This window comes from Pseudomonas sp. 5.2 (assembly GCF_059025405.1).
This window is the reverse complement of the sequence record NZ_JBYBHH010000008.1, coordinates 128,818-146,669: the sequence shown is the minus strand read 5'-3', so window position 1 is coordinate 146,669 and position 17,852 is coordinate 128,818. Positions and strand designations below refer to the sequence as shown.

The following is a 17,852-nucleotide window of genomic DNA, read 5'->3' as shown; positions in this document are numbered from 1 at the left end:
GCAGGTAAGCATGGCAGACGAATGGAAAGCCCCTGAGTCCGAACCCGAGGAGCGCGAAGAGCGCAAGAGTTGGAAGCTGTTGGAGAAGACCCTGCTGGCGGGCGTCCAGGAGCAGCGTCGCGCACGGCGCTGGGGGATCTTCTTCAAGCTGCTGACCTTCGTCTACCTGTTCGGCATGCTGGTGCTGTTCACGCCGCTGATGGACATGGACAAGGCGGCTTCGCGCAGTGCCAGCCATACAGCGCTGATCGAAGTGCGAGGCGTGATCGCCGACCAGGAGGCTGCCAGTGCCGATAACCTCGTCAAGAGCCTGCGTGAGGCGTTCAAGGACGCCAAGACCAAGGCGGTGGTGCTGCGCATCAACAGCCCAGGCGGCAGCCCGGTGCAGGCGGGTTATGTCTATGACGAGATTCGTCGCCTGCGTGCCGAGTACCCGGCCATCAAACTGTATGCGGTAATTACCGACCTGGGCGCTTCCGGTGCTTACTACATTGCCAGTGCGGCGGACGAGATCTATGCCGACAAGGCTAGCCTGGTCGGCTCCATCGGGGTGACGGCAGCGGGTTACGGGTTTGTCGGGTCGATGGAGAAGCTTGGGGTCGAGCGGCGTACCTACACGGCAGGCGAGCACAAGGCCTTCCTGGACCCGTTCTCGCCAGAAAAGCCGGAAGAGCGGGCGTTCTGGCAGGGTGTGCTGAACACCACGCACCAGCAGTTCATCGCCATGGTCAAGCAGGGGCGGGGTGACCGCCTGAAAGACAAAGAGCACCCGGAGCTGTTCAGTGGCCTGATCTGGACCGGCGAGCAGGCCAAGGCGCTGGGGCTGGTGGATGGCCTGGGCAGTGCCAGCTATGTCGCGCGGGAGATTGTCGGCGAGAAGGAGTTGGTGGATTTCACGGTCGAGGAATCCCCGTTTGATCGCTTCTCGAAGCGGCTGGGCGCTAGCGTGGCGGAGCATCTGGCGATGTACATGGGGTTCCAGGGGCCGTCGTTGCGCTGAGGGTTCGCCGTCGCAGTTTTGGTGCCTGTGAGATCGAGCGCCGCCCGCGCGGCGCTTCGCAGCACAAGGCTGCTCTATGGCATGACTCGATATTGAGGTGGGTGCCAGAAGGGTCGCGCGCAAATGCCCCAGGAATAACTGGCCCGAAACAAACGTAGGAGCGAGCGTTGCTCGCGATGCGCCGCGCGGGCGGCGCTCGATCTCACAGGCGCCACAAGGTTGAGCCTAAGGTATCTCCACCCCTTCCTTCATCAGCATATCCACCAGCCGAATCAGCGGCAGCCCCACCAGGCTGGTCGCATCGCACCCGTGCGTGCTTTGGAACAGGCTCACCCCCAGTCCCTCCGCCTTGAAGCTCCCGGCGCAATCCAGTGGCTGCTCTGCCGTTACATAGCGCTCGACCCGTTTGCGGTCCAATTCTCGCATAGTGACGGTAAAGGGCACGCAATCGACCTGGCAGTGCCCCGTGGCGCTGTTCAGCAGTGCCAGCCCGGTCAGAAAGGTCACCTGCTGCCCACTCGCCTCCAGCAGCTGCTCGCAGGCGCGGGCGAAGGTGTGTGGCTTGCCCAGGATCTGTTCACCCAGCACGGCGACCTGATCAGAGCCGATGATCAGGTGCCCAGGGTGGCTGCCCGCCAATGCTTCAGCCTTTTGCCTGGCCAGGCGCCGTACCAGCTCCACGGCAGGCTCGTCACCCAGCCGCTGCTCGTCTATATCGGGGCTTGCGCAGGTGAATGGCAGGCGCAGGCGGGCGAGCAGTTCGCGTCGATAAGGGGAGCTGGAAGCCAGTAATAAGGGAAGCATGGTAGACTCCTGGTCAGTTGAACCAATTCTAACATGCAACATGCCGCCTAATTTCCTTTGACAGGTGCGGGGGGCATCCCTAGAATGCTGCGCCTATGTTGAATGACCCGATTCCACCTCACGTTGACCCGCGCAAATTAGCCGATCGTGGCGTAACCCTTAACGGTTCGCTGCAACTCGCTGATTTGGAAAGACTCTGCGACCCGCTTTCCGACAATGTCGGTACGGTGCAGGCGAAATTAAATTTTGAACGAGATGAACAGCACGTGGTGGTTATCCACAGCGAGCTCGACGTCGAGGTCAAGATGGTTTGCCAGCGTTGTCTTGAGCTGGTCACCCTGCCGATCCACAGCGAATGTACTTACGCCGTGGTGAAGGAGGGTGCGAATACCCAGTCGTTGCCGAAAGGCTATGACGTGCTGGAACTGGGCGAAGATCCATTGGATCTGCAGGCGCTGGTCGAGGAGGAGCTTCTGCTCGCCTTGCCAATCGTGCCTGCTCATCATCCGGAAGAATGCCAGCAGCCGGCGGGCGCAGACGAGCCCGATTCGAGCAAGGACGAGGTATCGCGGTCCAACCCGTTCAGTGTTTTGGCGCAGTTAAAGCGTGACCCAAACGTTTAGGAGTTAATCAATTATGGCTGTTCAGCAGAACAAAAAATCCCGCTCTGCCCGTGACATGCGCCGTTCGCACGACGCTCTGTCGGAAAACGCGCTGTCGGTAGAGAAAACCACCGGTGAAGTTCACCTGCGCCACCACGTATCGCCAGAAGGCGTATACCGTGGTCGCAAAGTGGTCGACAAGGGCGCTGACGAGTAATCCTTGTCCGCTCAGATCATCGCGATCGACGCAATGGGCGGGGACTTCGGTCCCCGCAGCATTGTCCAGGCTAGCATTGCCTGCCTTTCGGCTACTCCCTCGCTGCACCTGACCCTCGTCGGTCAACCCTCCCTCCTTGAAGATCTTGTCAGCGGCCTTGCGGCGGCGGATCGCGCGCGCCTGCAGATTGTCGCGGCCAGCGAGGTGATTGGCATGGACGAGCGGCCATCCCAGGCGTTGCGTGGCAAACCGGATTCGTCGATGCGCATTGCGCTCGAACTGGTGCGTGACGGCAAGGCCCAGGCCTGCGTGAGCGCCGGCAACACCGGGGCGCTGATGGCGTTGTCGCGTTTCGTGCTCAAAACCCTGCCGGGTATCGATCGGCCAGCCATGGTGGCGGCGATCCCGACCCAGGCGGGGTACTGCCAGTTGCTCGACTTGGGCGCCAATGTCGATTGCAGTGCCGAGAACCTCTTCCAGTTCGCCGTGATGGGCTCGGTGGCCGCTCAGGCGCTGGGTGTGCATCGGCCGCGCGTGGCGCTGTTGAACATCGGCACCGAGGACATCAAGGGCAACCAGCAGGTCAAGCTGGCGGCCACCTTGCTGCAAAACGCCCGTGGGCTTAACTATGTGGGCTTCGTCGAAGGCGATGGCCTGTATCGCGGCGAGGCTGACGTGGTGGTGTGTGACGGTTTTGTCGGCAACATCCTGCTCAAGTCCAGCGAGGGCCTGGCGACGATGATCGCTGCGCGCATCGAGAAGCTGTTCAAGGGTGGCGTGTTGTCGCGCGCTGCCGGCGCGCTGGCCATGCCACTGCTCAAGCGCCTGCAGGCCGACCTGGCACCGGCGCGGCACAACGGTGCGAGTTTCCTGGGTTTGCAGGGGATCGTCATCAAGAGTCACGGTTCGGCAGGGGTGCAGGGCTTTCAGAGTGCGATTCAGCGGGCGCTGATCGAGATTCAGGAAAACCTGCCGCAGCGGCTGCATGGCCGCCTTGAAGACCTGTTGCCTTAGGCAATTCGCCGATGAAGTGCTTAAATGTGACCGCTTGGTCCGCGTCTCCATCCAAGTTTTCAGATTCCGCGTCAGGCTGATGCCCGGCGCACCCTATCCGACGACAAGATCATAAGGGCTTGTTCAATGTCTGCATCCCTCGCATTCGTCTTTCCCGGTCAAGGTTCCCAGTCGCTCGGCATGCTCAAGGAATTGGGCGCCGAAAAGCCGGTGATCGTTGAGACCTTCAAGGAGGCCTCCGAGGCTCTGGGCTATGACCTGTGGAAGCTGGTCCAGGAAGGCCCGGAAGAACAACTCAACCAAACCGACAAGACCCAGCCGGCCATCCTCACTGCCTCGATCGCCCTGTGGCGCCTGTGGCTGGAAGAGGGCGGCGCGCAGCCGGCGTTCGTTTCCGGGCACAGCTTGGGTGAATACAGCGCCTTGGTTGCCGCTGGCAGCCTCTCGCTCAAAGATGCAGTGAAGCTGGTCAAGCGCCGTGGCGAACTGATGCAGGAGGCCGTGCCTGCCGGTCACGGCGCCATGGCTGCGATTCTCGGCCTGGACGACGTCGTGGTGGTCGAGATCTGTGCCAAGGCCGCTGAAGATGAAGTGGTCAGCGCGGTGAACTTCAACTCGCCAGGCCAGGTCGTGATCGCGGGCAACAAGGCTGCCGTGGACCGTGCCATGGCGCTGTGCAAAAAGGACGGTGCCAAGCGCGCCCTGCCGCTGGCGGTCAGCGTGCCGTCGCACTGCGCCTTGATGAAGCCGGCTGCCGAGCGTTTTGCCGAATCGGTCAACGCCATCGAATGGAAGGCCCCGCAGATCCCGGTGGTGCAGAACGTCACCGCCGCTATCGCCGCCGACCTCGATGCGCTCAAGCATGACCTGCTGGCACAGCTTTACCAGCCCGTGCGCTGGGTCGAGTGCGTGCAGACCCTGGCCGCCAATGGCGCGGTCAACCTGGTCGAGTGCGGCCCGGGCAAAGTCCTCGCCGGCCTCAACAAGCGTTGCGCCGACGGTGTCACCACCTACAACCTCAATACCCCTGACGCCGTCGCCGCCACCCGTGCGGCGCTGGCCTGAATTGGAGAAGCTTGCATGAGCCTGCAAGGTAAAGTTGCACTGGTCACCGGCGCTAGCCGTGGCATCGGCCAGGCCATTGCCCTCGAACTGGGCCGCCAGGGCGCGACCGTGATCGGCACCGCCACGTCGGCTTCCGGCGCCGAGCGCATTGCCGCCACCCTCAAAGAGCACGGCATCGCCGGCACCGGCATGGAGCTGAACGTGACCAGCGCCGAGTCCGTGGAAGCGGTGCTGGGTGCCATCAGCGCACAGTTTGGTGCGCCGACCATCCTGGTCAACAACGCCGGCATCACCCGCGACAACCTCATGCTGCGCATGAAGGACGACGAGTGGTTCGATGTGATCGACACCAACCTGAACAGCCTCTACCGTCTGTCCAAGGGCGTGCTGCGCGGCATGACCAAGGCGCGTTGGGGTCGTATCATCAGCATCGGCTCGGTTGTCGGTGCCATGGGTAACGCTGGTCAGGCCAACTACGCGGCGGCCAAGGCCGGCCTCGAAGGCTTCAGCCGCGCCCTGGCGCGTGAAGTGGGCTCGCGTGGTATCACCGTCAACTCGGTGACCCCGGGCTTCATCGACACCGACATGACTCGCGAGCTGCCAGAAGCGCAGCGCGAAGCCCTGCAGACCCAGATTCCGCTGGGCCGCCTGGGCCAGGCCGAGGAAATCGCCAAGGTGGTTTCCTTCCTGGCCTCCGACGGCGCAGCCTATGTAACCGGCGCTACTGTGCCGGTCAACGGCGGGATGTACATGTAACAACTGCAACTCAATGTGACGGATTTCGTAAAAAAAGAGTCATACTGCGAGCCTAAAATCCGTTATAAAGCTGCAACCAGATTCCAGGCAGCGGGTGCGGTGACTAATCCGAAGGTGCGTTTAGCTTGAAAAGCGAACGTCTTTCTATAAAATTGGTCACCGGCCAGCTGCCTGACATATGTCCATTAGGAGTGAAAACTAGGTATGAGCACCATCGAAGAACGCGTCAAGAAAATCGTCGCCGAGCAACTGGGCGTCAAGGAAGAGGAAGTGACCAACGAGAAGTCCTTCGTCGATGACCTGGGTGCCGATTCGCTTGACACCGTTGAGCTGGTGATGGCTCTGGAAGAGGAATTCGAGACCGAGATTCCTGACGAAGAAGCCGAGAAGATCACTACCGTTCAAGCCGCTATCGACTACGTCAACAGCCACAAGGCCTAAGACGCAGTAGTCGACGCTTCTTGTCGGGAAAAACCGCACTGCCTTTGCTGGCGTGCGGTTTTTTCTTTGCGAGCCCCCTGCCTTTAGCTCAAGGGTATCGTTCACCGCGCACCGAGAGCCTGTTGTCATTCCATTCCATCGCATGAATGCAATGCCAAGAGACTCTGTTATTAGAAAAGGAGAGTACTGTGTCGCGTAGACGCGTCGTGGTCACCGGTATGGGTATGCTGTCGCCACTGGGTACCGATGTACCGAGCACCTGGCAGGGCATTCTGGCTGGCCGCAGTGGCATCGGTCCGATCGAACATACGGATCTGTCTGCCTACTCCACCCGTTTCGGCGGCTCGGTGAAAGGCTTTGAGGTCGAACAGTACCTGTCGGCCAAAGAGGCCCGCAAACTTGACCTGTTCATCCAGTACGGCCTGGCGGCCGGGTTCCAGGCCGTGCGTAATGCGGGCCTGGAGGTCAACGACAGCAACCGTGAACGCATTGGCGTGGCCATGGGTTCGGGCATTGGTGGCCTGACCAACATCGAAGAAACCAGCCGGACCCTGCACGAGCAGGGCCCGCGGCGTATTTCGCCGTTCTTCGTGCCGGGTTCGATCATCAACATGATCTCCGGTTTCCTGTCGATCCACCTGGGGTTGCAGGGCCCGAACTACGCCATTGCCACTGCCTGCACCACGGGCACCCACTGCATCGGCATGGCCGCGCGCAACATCGCCTATGGCGAAGCCGACGTGATGATCGCCGGTGGTGCCGAAATGGCCGCCTGCGGCCTGGGCATGGGCGGCTTCGGCGCATCGCGTGCGCTGTCGACCCGCAACGATGAGCCTAGCCGTGCCAGCCGTCCTTGGGACAAAGGCCGTGATGGTTTCGTGCTGTCTGACGGTGCCGGTGCCCTGGTGCTGGAAGAACTCGAGCACGCCAAGGCCCGTGGCGCGACCATTTATGCCGAGCTGGTTGGTTTCGGCATGAGCGGCGACGCTTACCACATGACCTCGCCACCCGATACCGGCGAAGGCGCTGCCCGTTGCATGGCCAATGCCCTGCGCGATGCGGGTATCCAGCCTGAAGAGGTCAGCTACATCAACGCCCACGGCACTTCGACCCCGGCCGGCGATATCGCCGAAGTGGCGGCGATCAAGCGTGTGTTCGGTGAGCATGCCTACAAGCTCGCGGTCAGCTCGACCAAGTCGATGACTGGCCACCTGCTGGGTGCTGCTGGCGCGGTGGAGGCGATCTTCAGCGTGCTGGCGATCAACAGCCAGATGGCGCCGCCGACCATCAACCTGGACGAGCCGGACGAAGGGTGTGACCTGGACTTCGTGCCGCACCAGGCACGCAGCATGCCGATCGATGTGGTGCTGTCCAACTCGTTCGGCTTTGGTGGCACCAACGGCTCGCTGGTGTTCCGCCGGTTCGCCGGTTGATGCACAGCTGGGTCGACGGCCAGCCGGCGGATGCAGTCAACCTGCAAAACCGCGGCCTGGCATACGGCGATGGTCTGTTCGAGACCGTCGCCGTGCACGGTGGCCGGCCCAGTTTGCTGGCGGGCCACCTCGCACGCTTGGCGCTGGGTTGCCAGCGCCTGGCAATCGACGTCGACCTGGCGTTGGTTGAAGACGAGCTCCTGCGTTACGCCAGCCAGCTCGGTGATGGCGTCGCCAAACTCATCCTGACCCGTGGCGACAGCCAGCGCGGCTATGCCCCGGTTGCTGGTGCCGCGCCACGGCGCATCCTTCAGGGCAGCCCACTGCCCAGCTATCCTGTCGAGCATGCCGAGCGTGGCGTGCGTTTGTTCCCGTGCCAGACCCGGCTTGGGGAACAACCGCTGCTGGCCGGGCTCAAACACCTCAATCGCCTGGAGCAGGTGCTGGCGCGTGCCGAATGGCAGGACAGCGAGCATGCCGAAGGCCTCATGCGAGATGGGCAGGGCAGGGTGGTCGAAGGGGTGTACAGCAATCTATTCCTGGTGCGTGACGGCGTGCTGCTGACCGCAGACCTCAGCCGATGCGGCGTGGCGGGGGTGATGCGTGCCGCGTTGTTGCAGCAGGCCCAGGCATTGGCCATTCCCGTGCAGGTTCGTGACCTGGCATTCGATGAACTGCAGCAGGCGGATGAAGTATTCGTTTGCAACAGTGTCTATGGGGTTTGGCCTGTGCGGGGAATTGCCGCGCTGAACTGGTCGCCAGGCCCACTCACCCGTAAACTGCAGGCCGTTGCCCGTACGTTACTGGATACCTGAATTCGTGAGACGCAAATTCCTGCTGCTGCTGGAAATGGGGTTGATCCTGGCTGGCCTGGCATTCGGCTGGTCGGCCTGGAAGGTCAACTCGGTCCTGGAGCAGCCCTTGCACGTGACGCAGGAGCGCCTGCTCGATGTGCCCAATGGCACCAACCCCAACCGCATGTTCTACCGCATGCAGAGCGAGGGGTTGCTCGATGACGCCTTCTGGCTGCGGCTTTACTGGCGCTTCAACATGGCCGGTACGCCCTTGCACACCGGTGAGTACCGCCTGACCCCGGGCATGACGGTCGAGCAGTTGTTCGATGCGTGGCGCCGCGGCGATGTCGTGCAGTACAACCTGACCCTGGTCGAAGGCTGGACCTTCCGCCAGGTACGCTCGGCGATCGCCAAGCACGAAAAGCTCAAGCACACGCTGGACGGCCTGACCGACGCCGAGGTCATGGACAAGCTTGGCCACACCGGGGTGTTCCCTGAAGGCCGCTTCTTCCCGGACACTTACCGCTTCGTGCGTGGCATGAGCGACATCGAATTGTTGCAGCAAGCCTACATGCGCCTGGACGAAGTGCTGGCCAAAGAGTGGTCGGAACGCACCACCGACCTGCCTTATCGCGACCCCTACCAGGCGCTGATCATGGCCTCGTTGGTGGAGAAGGAAACCGGCATCCCGCAAGAGCGTGGGCAGATTGCCGGCGTGTTCGTGCGGCGCTTGCGCCTAGGCATGATGCTGCAGACCGACCCGACCGTGATCTATGGCATGGGCGAGCGCTACAACGGCAGAATCACCCGTGCCGACCTGCGTGAGCCAACGCCCTATAACACCTACACCATTACTGGCCTGCCACCGACGCCCATCGCCATGGTCGGCCGCGAGGCGATTCACGCTGCGCTCAATCCGTCCGATGGCACCAGCTTGTATTTCGTCGCTCGCGGCGATGGCAGCCACGTGTTCTCCGACGACCTGGACGATCACAACTCGGCGGTGCGCGAGTTCCAGCTCAAGCGGCGGGCGGATTACCGCTCCAGCCCGGCTCCGCAGGCCCAGCCGGGAGCGGGGGAGGCCGTGGAGCCCGAGGCGCCCGCAGTGGACCAGCCGACTGCGCAGCCTGAGCCCGATGAGGCGCCCGCGCAGGATGCCGCCCCGGCCAGCGACCCTGCCCCCGTCGATGGACCGGCCACTGCGCCGACGCCCGACGAACAACATTAAGGACTGCCTGTGAGCGGCTTGTTTATTACTCTGGAAGGCCCCGAAGGCGCGGGCAAAAGCACCAACCGTGAATACCTGGCGGCGCGCCTGCGCGAGCAAGGCCTGGATGTGTTGCTGACCCGCGAGCCGGGCGGTACGCCGCTGGCCGAGAAGGTGCGTGAACTGTTGCTGGCACCCAGCGATGAATCCATGGCGGCCGATACCGAGCTGTTGCTGGTGTTCGCTGCGCGCGCCCAGCACCTGGCGCAGGTGATCCGTCCTGCGCTGGCCCGCGGCGCCGTGGTGTTATGTGACCGGTTTACCGATGCCACCTACGCCTATCAGGGTGGTGGTCGCGGGTTATCCGTCGAGCGTATCGCCACCTTGGAGCAATTCGTCCAGGGCGACCTGCGCCCTGACCTGACACTCGTATTCGACCTGCCCGTAGAAGTCGGCCTCGCCCGCGCCGCTGCGCGTGGCCGCCTGGACCGTTTCGAGCAGGAAGGCCAGGCGTTCTTCGAGGCCGTGCGCCAGGCCTACCTGCAGCGTGCCCATCGTGAGCCGCAGCGCTACAGCCTGCTGGACGCCGCGCAACCGCTGGAGGCCGTGCAGCGCGCCATCGATGCGCTGCTACCGGGTATTCTGGAGCGTTGCCGTGGCTGAAGCCTACCCCTGGCAGCAGGCCATCTGGCAGCAGCTGGCCGGTCGCAGCCAGCACGCCCACGCCTACCTGCTGCATGGGCCGCAGGGCATTGGCAAGCGGGCCCTGGCCGAGCGGCTGATGGCGCGCCTGCTGTGTCAGCAGCCGCAGGGCCTGGATGCCTGCGGTAGCTGCAAGTCCTGCTTGCTGCTCAAGGCCGGTAGCCACCCGGACAACTACGTACTGGAGCCCGAAGAGGCCGACAAGCCGATCAAGGTCGACCAGGTGCGTGAGTTGGTGGCTTTCGTGGTGCAGACTGCGCAGTTGGGTGGGCGCAAAGTCGTGTTGATTGAGCCGGTCGAGGCGATGAACATCAACGCTTCCAACGCCCTGCTCAAAAGCCTTGAAGAGCCCTCCGGCGACACCGTTCTGTTGTTGGTCACGCACCAGCCCAGCCGCCTGTTGCCGACCATCAAGAGCCGTTGCCAGCAGGTCGCTTGCCCGCAGCCTAGCCTGGCCCAGAGCCAAGCCTGGCTGGCCCATGCGCTGGCCGACAGCGATGAAGCCGAGCGCGATGAGTTGCTGACCCTGGCCGCTGGTTCGCCATTGATGGCGGTGAGCTTGCAGGCGCAGGGCGTGCGCGAGCAGCGTGCGCTGGTCACCGACGGGGTGAAGAAACTGCTCAAGCAGCAGCAATCGCCCAGTCAGTTGGCAGAGGCTTGGAATGGCGTGCCGTTGTTGCTGTTGTTCGACTGGTTCTGCGACTGGTCGCACCTGATCCTGCGCTATCAGTTGACCCAGGACGAAGAAGGGTTAGGCTTGGCCGATATGCGCAAGGTTGTGCAGTACCTGGCGCAAAAGAGCCGCCAGGCCAACGTGCTTCAGGTGCAGGCGTGGATCCTGGAACAGCGCCAGAAGGTGCTGGGCAAGGCTAACCTGAACCGCGCCCTGCTGCTCGAAGCGCTGCTGGCGCACTGGCAGCAGTTGCCAGGCGCCCGCTGACTTTCCCTTTTTTCATGTGTGCCGTTATCCCATGCTCGTAGATTCCCATTGCCACCTTGACCGTCTTGACCTGAGCGCCCACCAGGGCTCCCTCGATGCCGCCCTGCAAGCCGCGCGTGAGCGCGGGGTGGGGCACTTCCTGTGCATTGGCGTCAGCGCCGAGAACGCTGGTGCGGTCAAAGCGCTGAGTGAGCAGTACGCCGATGTCGATTGTTCGGTGGGGGTGCACCCGCTTGACCTGGCACCGGGCGAAACCCCGGCGTTGGAGTGGCTGTTGCGTGAGTTGGCGCATCCGCATGTGGTGGCGATCGGTGAAACCGGCCTGGACTACCACTACGAGCCGGAAGCCGCCGAGTTGCAGCAGGCATCGTTTCGCCTGCACCTGGAGGCCTCGCGCCAGACCGGCAAGCCGGTGATCGTGCATACCCGTGCTGCGCGGGCCGACACCCTGGCGCTGCTGCGCGAGGCGAACCTGCCCCAGGCCGGTGTGCTGCACTGCTTCACCGAAGACTGGGACATGGCCAAGGCGGCGCTGGACCTGGGCTACTACATCTCGTTGTCGGGCATCGTCACCTTCCGCAATGCCGATGCCTTGCGTGAGGTGGCGCGCCAGGTGCCTGTCGACCGCCTGCTGGTGGAGACCGATTCGCCGTACCTGGCACCGATTCCGCACCGGGGCAAGCCTAACCTGCCGCAGTATGTGCGTGAGGTGGCCGAATACGTCGCCTCGTTGCGAGGGGCCAGTTATGAGCAGTTGGCGGAGCAGACCACCGCCAACTTCAAGCGGTTGTTCCCGCTGGCTCGCGTGGCCGGGTAGCGCGACAGGCAAAAAAAACCCGGGTTCTGGGGGAGGGAATCCGGGTTAAGACCATTAGGAGTAAAACAAAGGTACGCGGTCCCTGAGCACCTTTATCGGCGCGCCACTTGGGGGGGATGCGCCGCGCCAACACTTCAAGTATTGGTCAGGTTTGGCGCAGTGCCAGTGGCTGTTGGTCGTTTTTTAAACAGATTTGGAATACGCCCGCGTTCCGTTGCACTCTCAGTGCATGGCCAGGCGCCGCACCTGCTGAACAGTTTCGTCGATCAGCTGCTCACTGGTATAGAAATGCGGTGAAAATCGCACACCGCCGCCGCGCAAAGCGCAAATTGTGCGCTCGGCCATCAAGGCCTTGTGGATGTTCACGCTGGCCTGCCCTTTGATACTGAATGTGACGATGCCCGCTCGTCGGTCTGGGTCAGCCGGAGTATGCAGCACAACACCGGGCACTGATGCCAAGCCTTCGTACAACTGGGCCACGCGCTGCTGCAATTGCTGCGCGACCGTGCCGATACCGACCTCCTCCAGCAGTGACAGGCTTGCCTCCAGCGCATGGGCGCCGAGCATGTTCGGGCTGCCACACTCGAAACGCCGCGCGCTGTGTGCGGGCTGCCATTGGCGTCGGTCGAAGTCGCCCAGGTGTTCCAGCATGTGCCAGCCATAGGCATTGAGTTCAAGTTGCGGGCGTAGTGCGGCGCGGCAATAGAACATCCCCAGCCCCTCAGGGCCGAGCATCCACTTATGGCCATCGGCCACGGCAAAATCACACTGAAAGCGTTGTACGTCGAAGGGCAGGGCGCCGACCTGCTGAATGGCATCGATGCAGAACAGTACATTACGCGCCCGGCAACCTTCACCCAGGCGCGCCAGGTCCAGGCGCAGGCCGCTGCCGAACTGCACCGCGCTGACCGCCAATAACCGGGTGCGCGGGCCGCAGGCCGTCAGCAAGGTAGCTTCGGGGTCTGGGCCGGCCAGGTTGGCCTCGATCACCTGTACGCCACGGTCGGCCAACGCCTCCCACACCACGCGGTTGGAAGGGAACTCCTCGTCGCTGATCACCACCTGGTCGCCCGCTGCCCAGTCCAGCCCAAAGGCGACCAGCGACAGCCCTTCGGAGGTGTTCTTCACCAGGGCGATATCGCCAGGCGAGGGCGCATGAATAAGCCGCGCCAGCCGCGCGCGCAGGCGTCGCTCGGTGGCCAGCCAGGATGGGTACTCGCTGGCACCGAGGCAAACGTTGTCGCGGGCGAAGCGGGCCACTGCCTCGGCAGCCCGCCGTGGCCAGGGGGCGATGGCGGCGTGGTTCAGGTAGCGCAGCCCCGGGGCATGGTCGAACTCATCGTGAAACATAGACATGGTTGGATGATCCGTGCAATTTCCCGCAAGTTAGGCATAATAAACCGCTTCGATTGTCATCCAGTCCTTCCTATGCAGAAAGAACCTCGTAAGGTCCGTGAGTTTCGCCGTCGCGAACAGGAAATCCTCGATACCGCGCTCAAGCTGTTTCTCGAACAGGGTGAAGACAGTGTCACCGTCGAGATGATCGCTGACGCGGTAGGTATCGGCAAAGGCACGATCTACAAGCACTTCAAGTCCAAGGCGGAGATCTACCTGCGCCTGATGCTCGACTACGAGCGTGATTTGAACGAGCTGTTGCATTCGGCCGACGTCGACCGTGACAAGGAAGCCCTGTCGCGCGCCTACTTCGAGTTCCGCATGCGCGACCCTCAGCGCTATCGCCTGTTCGACCGCCTGGAAGAAAAGGTGGTCAAGGGTAATCAGGTGCCGGAGATGGTCGAGCAGTTGCATAGCATCCGCGCCTCCAACTTCGATCGCCTCACCCAGTTGATCAAGGGCCGTATCAGCGAAGGCAAGCTCGAAGACGTACCGCCGTACTTCCACTACTGCGCGGCCTGGGCGTTGGTACATGGCGCCGTGGCGCTGTACCACTCGCCGTTCTGGAGCAATGTGCTTGAAGATCAGGAAGGTTTCTTCCAGTTCCTCATGGACATCGGCGTACGCATGGGCAACAAGCGCAAACGCGACCCGGAACCCACCCACTGACCGGTCCGGTGGCTCCAGCATGAACAAGGTGCTTGCAAAAACCTGATTTATGAGTCAGGTTTTGCCAGCCCCGCTTCATCCATGCTGGAGTCATCCATGATCGTCGATCGTCAAGGCAGGCGTTTTCGCAACCTGCGTGTCAGCCTGACGGCTGCCTGTAACTACGCGTGCACTTACTGCGTGCCCAATGGCAAACGCCTGGTGGCGGCGCAGGACGAACTGTCGGCGCAAGCCCTGGCGCGGGGCGTTGCTTACCTCATCGAGGCCGCAGGTATCGAGCGTTTACGCATTACTGGTGGCGAGCCGCTGGTCAGCCCCCGGCTGGATGGCTTTCTGGCTGCCATTGCCAAACTCCCCCTCGACGATATCTCGCTGACCACCAATGGCCAGTTGCTCGCGCGCAAGCTGCCAGCGCTTCATGCCGCCGGCATCCGCCGCTTGAATGTTTCCCTCGATACCCTCGACCCGCTGGCGTTTCGCCGCATCGCCCGCGGTGGCGACCTGGCCAGTGTGCTGGCAGGCATGCAGCGCGCCAGCGAGCAGGGCATGCGCATCAAAGTGAACATGGTGCCGATGCGTGGGCAAAACCTCGACCAGGTGTTGCCGATGCTGGATTACTGCCTCGAGCGTGGTTTTGAGCTGCGCTTCATCGAGCTCATGCGCATGGGCCACCTGGCCAGTGATCGCAACGCATTTTTGCAGCAGTTCGTGGGCCTCGACCAGCTGCTCGGGCTGATTGGTGCCAATCATGCCTTCGAGCAGGTCGATGTGCCGGTGGATGCTACGGCCCTGCGTTACCAGATCCCGGGTAAAGGCCATTTTGGCGTAATTGCCAACGAGAGCGTGCCGTTTTGCCGCGGTTGCTCACGGCTACGTTTGTCATCGACGGGTTGGCTGCATGGCTGCCTGTCGTCGAGCAACCGCCACTTTGTCGGCGATCTGCTGGAAAAGCCGCGTCATCAAGCGCTTCCTGCCTTGCAGCGGCTGCTGGTCAAAGCCCTGGCAGACAAGCAGGATGTGGCGTTTTCCGGGGGTGTTACGGTGATGAAGGTGATTGGCGGCTGAGTCTGGCGCAAAAGCTGCATCCGCCGGCTATTCGCCGGTTTTTCGTCGCCGGCCACTGGAGGAAAGATGCGTAGCTTGGTCTTGCTGCTGGCGCTGATGGCGTTGGGCGGCTGCATGAATGTCAGCGATATGGGCGAAGGCGTCCGTTACCACATGAGCGACGCCGGTCTGCTCGACCACAGCGATACCCGCAGGACCCTGTCGATCCGCCTGCAGCCCGACTCGTTCATATTCATTGGCCAGGGTGCCTTTGTGCCGCCCGGTAAAGGGCCGGTACCGCACCAGAATGTGGTTGCCGACCAGGCCTTCAAGAGCTTCGTCGAGTATTTCCCCCTGGTACGCCGCGCCCAAGGCCCGCTCGGCTTGGAGGACGCGATCGCCCAGGCCCGCTCGGTGGGCGCGGACTATGTGCTGTACACCCGTTTCGCACGTACCGATGACCGCATCGGCAATGGCGACGAATGGTATGACGAGCAGGCTGTCGACCGCCTCGGCTGGGACACTGGGGTGGTGCAGATGATGCTGATCGAAACCAATACCCGCTACTTGATCGACACCGCACGCATCAAAAGCCGTGGCGGTTTGTTGACGTTCCACGACAATACGCCGGAAGATTTGCTTGCCGCGCCGATGCGCGAGTACGCTCGGAGCCTTCTGGGCATGAGCGAATGAGGCAAGCGTGATGAGCGATTCCGGCAAGGCCAATGACCTTCTGGCGCAAATCCCCAAGGCGAAGGGTTTGCCGCCCGTGCACCTGTGGAACCCGGACTTCTGCGGCGACATCGACATGCGCATCGCCCGTGACGGTACCTGGTATTACTTGGGCACTCCGATCGGGCGCAAGCCGATGGTGCGGTTGTTTTCCACGATCATCCGCCTCGACGGCGATGACTACTTCCTGATAACCCCGGTGGAGAAGGTCGGCATCCGTGTCGACGATGCGCCCTTTGTCGCGGTTACTCTGGAGGTGCAGGGCGAGGGCGAGCAACAAGTGTTGCGCTTCACCAGCAATGTCGACGACCAGGTCGAGGCGGGGCCGGATAACCCATTGCGGGTCGAGCTCGATCCTGTCACGCAAGAGCCATCTCCGTACGTGCTGATGCGCAGCAACCTTGAGGCGCTGATTCATCGCAATGTGTTCTACCAACTGGTCGAGCTGGCGGTGCCGCGCATTATCGACGGTGAAGAGTGGTTGGGGGTATGGAGCCGGGGTGAGTTCTATCCGATCGGGCGTACCGGCTGAGACCTGTGTGGCTGGCATGCGCATGCCTTGAGTATGGCGGTGTCAATAAGACCGAGCGCCGCAACATTCCAGCCGTACAACGAAAAAGCCCCCGGTTGCTTGCGCACCCGGGGGCTTTTCAGTGTTTGGCTCCGCGACCTGGACTCGAACCAGGGACCCAATGATTAACAGTCATTTGCTCTACCGACTGAGCTATCGCGGAATCTGTGCATATCTTACTGATCACCAAAGGGAAGTCAAGCTTCCCCCTGGTAAATCAGAACCGAATCAAGCAGTTACAGCACCTCGACGATAGCCTTGGTGACCACGTGGATGTTGCTTTGATTCAGTGCGGCAACCGCGATGCGGCCAGTGTCCAGCGCGTAGATGCCGAACTCGTTCTTCAGGCGTGCTACTTGCTCCACGGTCAGGCCGGAGTAGGAGAACATGCCCACTTGGCGGCCAACGAAGCTGAAGTCGCGCTGAGCACCGTAGGTGGCCAGCAGCTCGACCATCTGTTTGCGCATGCCGTGGATGCGCTGGCGCATTTCGCCCAGCTCCGCTTCCCACATCTGACGCAGCTCATCGTTGTTGAGCACGGTGGCGACGATGGTCGCGCCATGGGTCGGCGGGTTGGAGTAGGTGGTGCGGATCACGCGCTTGACCTGGGACAGCACGCGGGTGCTTTCGTCCTTGGAACCGGTCACGATCGACAGGGCGCCGACGCGCTCGCCATACAGCGAGAACGACTTGGAGAACGAGCTGGAAACAAAGAAGTCCAGGCCCGACTCGGCGAACAGGCGCACGGCGAAGGCGTCTTCAGCGATGCCGTCACCAAAGCCCTGGTAGGCCATGTCGAGGAATGGCACATGGCCTTTGGCCTTGACCACTTCCAGGACGTTTTTCCAGTCGTCCAGGGTGAGGTCGACGCCGGTCGGGTTGTGGCAGCAGGCGTGCAGGACGACGATCGAGCCGGACGGCAGGCTGTTCAGGTCTTCGAGCATGCCGGCGCGGTTGACGTCGTTGCTCGGTGCGTCGTAATAGCGGTAGTTCTGTACCGGGAAGCCTGCGGTCTCGAACAGGGCGCGGTGGTTTTCCCAGCTTGGGTCGCTGATGGCAACCACGGCATTGGGCGACAGGCGCTTGAGGAAGTCGGCGCCAATCTTCAGCGCACCGGTGCCGCCAACGGCTTGCACGGTGACGACACGGCCAGCGGCCAGCAGCGGCGACTCGGCGCCGAACAGCAGTTTTTGCACGGCCTGGTCGTAAGTCGCGATACCGTCGATCGGCAAGTAGCCGCGCGAGGCATGCTGGGCAGCACGCTGGGTCTCGGCTTCGATCACGGCGCGCAGCAGCGGAATGCGGCCTTCCTCATTGCAGTAGACGCCCACGCCCAGGTTGACCTTGTCGGTACGTGGATCGGCGTTGAATGCTTCGTTGAGGCCCAGAATAGGGTCGCGGGGTGCCAGCTCGACAGCGGAAAACAGGCTCATTGTTACCTTGGCTCTGATTGGAGAGTGATAGGACGTACACGCTCCAGCCGAATGCACTGAAGCGGTGCACAAACGGGGAGTCAGTATAGTGATACCGACCGGTCACTGCGACACTCTGGCGCAGCTTTTCCGGCCATTTACGCAAATATTTTTTGACCATTGGTCTTATTGCCGTGTCCACAGCAATAAGCGTTCACACCTGGGGCTTGAAACCGG

General features: G+C 62.3%; 20 protein-coding genes and 1 tRNA gene. 17 read left to right on the top strand and 4 right to left on the bottom strand.

The window, feature by feature from the left end; all coding sequences use genetic code 11:
* The first annotated feature begins 10 nt into the window (after positions 1-10).
* Complete coding sequence (gene sppA, locus AC5PZ0_RS14560; RefSeq protein WP_027596075.1) at positions 11-1,000, top strand: signal peptide peptidase SppA; 990 nt, start codon at positions 11-13, stop codon at positions 998-1,000.
* Between the two features lie 225 nt (positions 1,001-1,225).
* Here sppA and AC5PZ0_RS14555 read toward each other — a convergent pair whose 3' ends face one another.
* Positions 1,226-1,804 (bottom strand): Maf family protein, encoded by a 579-nt coding sequence (locus AC5PZ0_RS14555; RefSeq protein ID WP_265968195.1) that lies wholly within the window; start codon positions 1,802-1,804, stop codon positions 1,226-1,228.
* Positions 1,805-1,899: 95 nt separating this feature from the next.
* Between AC5PZ0_RS14555 and AC5PZ0_RS14550 the strand changes: the two genes are divergently transcribed.
* The 12 genes from AC5PZ0_RS14550 (at position 1,900) to AC5PZ0_RS14495 (ending at position 11,792) form a co-directional block, all read left to right on the top strand.
* Positions 1,900-2,427 carry a YceD family protein gene (locus AC5PZ0_RS14550; RefSeq protein WP_027596077.1) on the top strand — a complete coding sequence of 176 codons (528 nt, stop codon included), beginning with the start codon at positions 1,900-1,902 and terminating at the stop codon, positions 2,425-2,427.
* A 13-nt stretch (positions 2,428-2,440) separates the two neighbouring features.
* Complete coding sequence (gene rpmF / locus AC5PZ0_RS14545; RefSeq protein WP_003247154.1) at positions 2,441-2,623, top strand: 50S ribosomal protein L32; 183 nt, start codon at positions 2,441-2,443, stop codon at positions 2,621-2,623.
* 3 nt (positions 2,624-2,626) lie between these two features.
* Positions 2,627-3,637 (top strand): phosphate acyltransferase PlsX, encoded by a 1,011-nt coding sequence (gene plsX / locus AC5PZ0_RS14540; RefSeq protein ID WP_099430112.1) that lies wholly within the window; start codon positions 2,627-2,629, stop codon positions 3,635-3,637.
* Positions 3,638-3,763: 126 nt separating this feature from the next.
* The gene (fabD, locus tag AC5PZ0_RS14535; RefSeq protein WP_493855244.1) at positions 3,764-4,702 is read left to right on the top strand and encodes an ACP S-malonyltransferase; all 939 of its coding nucleotides are present in this window, start codon (positions 3,764-3,766) and stop codon (positions 4,700-4,702) included.
* Positions 4,703-4,717: 15 nt separating this feature from the next.
* Positions 4,718-5,458, top strand: coding sequence for a 3-oxoacyl-ACP reductase FabG (gene fabG, locus AC5PZ0_RS14530; protein ID WP_027596080.1), 741 nt, complete (start codon positions 4,718-4,720; stop codon positions 5,456-5,458).
* Positions 5,459-5,662: 204 nt separating this feature from the next.
* Positions 5,663-5,899, top strand: coding sequence for an acyl carrier protein (gene acpP / locus AC5PZ0_RS14525; RefSeq protein WP_008096410.1), 237 nt, complete (start codon positions 5,663-5,665; stop codon positions 5,897-5,899).
* Between the two features lie 188 nt (positions 5,900-6,087).
* On the top strand, positions 6,088-7,332 hold the full coding sequence (fabF, locus tag AC5PZ0_RS14520) for a beta-ketoacyl-ACP synthase II (RefSeq protein WP_027596081.1): 1,245 nt from the start codon (positions 6,088-6,090) through the stop codon (positions 7,330-7,332).
* Positions 7,332-8,147, top strand: a complete 816-nt coding sequence (pabC, locus tag AC5PZ0_RS14515) for an aminodeoxychorismate lyase (RefSeq protein ID WP_493855243.1) — start codon at positions 7,332-7,334, stop codon at positions 8,145-8,147. Before fabF ends, pabC begins: the two co-directional genes overlap by 1 nt.
* A 4-nt stretch (positions 8,148-8,151) precedes the next feature.
* Complete coding sequence (gene mltG / locus AC5PZ0_RS14510) at positions 8,152-9,354, top strand: endolytic transglycosylase MltG (protein ID WP_493855242.1); 1,203 nt, start codon at positions 8,152-8,154, stop codon at positions 9,352-9,354.
* Positions 9,355-9,363: 9 nt separating this feature from the next.
* Positions 9,364-9,996, top strand: coding sequence for a dTMP kinase (tmk, locus tag AC5PZ0_RS14505; protein ID WP_027596084.1), 633 nt, complete (start codon positions 9,364-9,366; stop codon positions 9,994-9,996).
* Entirely contained in the window at positions 9,989-10,975 is a 987-nt protein-coding gene (locus tag AC5PZ0_RS14500; RefSeq protein WP_099453311.1) for a DNA polymerase III subunit delta', read from the top strand. Before tmk ends, AC5PZ0_RS14500 begins: the two co-directional genes overlap by 8 nt.
* 31 nt (positions 10,976-11,006) lie before the next feature.
* The gene (locus AC5PZ0_RS14495) at positions 11,007-11,792 is read left to right on the top strand and encodes a TatD family hydrolase (protein WP_027596086.1); all 786 of its coding nucleotides are present in this window, start codon (positions 11,007-11,009) and stop codon (positions 11,790-11,792) included.
* A gap of 222 nt (positions 11,793-12,014) precedes the next feature.
* Here AC5PZ0_RS14495 and AC5PZ0_RS14490 read toward each other — a convergent pair whose 3' ends face one another.
* The gene (locus AC5PZ0_RS14490; protein WP_493855241.1) at positions 12,015-13,148 is read right to left on the bottom strand and encodes an aminotransferase class V-fold PLP-dependent enzyme; all 1,134 of its coding nucleotides are present in this window, start codon (positions 13,146-13,148) and stop codon (positions 12,015-12,017) included.
* A gap of 72 nt (positions 13,149-13,220) precedes the next feature.
* On the opposite strand from AC5PZ0_RS14490, the gene AC5PZ0_RS14485 reads away from it, so the two are divergent.
* From AC5PZ0_RS14485 to AC5PZ0_RS14470, 4 genes are all read left to right on the top strand, one after another.
* Entirely contained in the window at positions 13,221-13,856 is a 636-nt protein-coding gene (locus tag AC5PZ0_RS14485; protein WP_027596088.1) for a TetR/AcrR family transcriptional regulator, read from the top strand.
* Positions 13,857-13,952: 96 nt separating this feature from the next.
* Entirely contained in the window at positions 13,953-14,921 is a 969-nt protein-coding gene (locus AC5PZ0_RS14480; RefSeq protein ID WP_493855240.1) for a GTP 3',8-cyclase MoaA, read from the top strand.
* A 66-nt stretch (positions 14,922-14,987) separates the two neighbouring features.
* Positions 14,988-15,593, top strand: coding sequence for a DUF4823 domain-containing protein (locus AC5PZ0_RS14475; protein ID WP_027596090.1), 606 nt, complete (start codon positions 14,988-14,990; stop codon positions 15,591-15,593).
* Between the two features lie 10 nt (positions 15,594-15,603).
* Positions 15,604-16,164, top strand: a complete 561-nt coding sequence (locus AC5PZ0_RS14470) for a DUF1285 domain-containing protein (protein WP_493855239.1) — start codon at positions 15,604-15,606, stop codon at positions 16,162-16,164.
* Positions 16,165-16,290: 126 nt separating this feature from the next.
* Here AC5PZ0_RS14470 and AC5PZ0_RS14465 read toward each other — a convergent pair.
* Together AC5PZ0_RS14465 and AC5PZ0_RS14460 are read right to left on the bottom strand one after the other, a co-directional pair.
* Positions 16,291-16,366 (bottom strand) — tRNA-Asn (locus AC5PZ0_RS14465).
* A gap of 73 nt (positions 16,367-16,439) precedes the next feature.
* The gene (locus AC5PZ0_RS14460) at positions 16,440-17,636 is read right to left on the bottom strand and encodes an amino acid aminotransferase (protein WP_027596092.1); all 1,197 of its coding nucleotides are present in this window, start codon (positions 17,634-17,636) and stop codon (positions 16,440-16,442) included.
* Positions 17,637-17,852 lie beyond the last annotated feature (216 nt).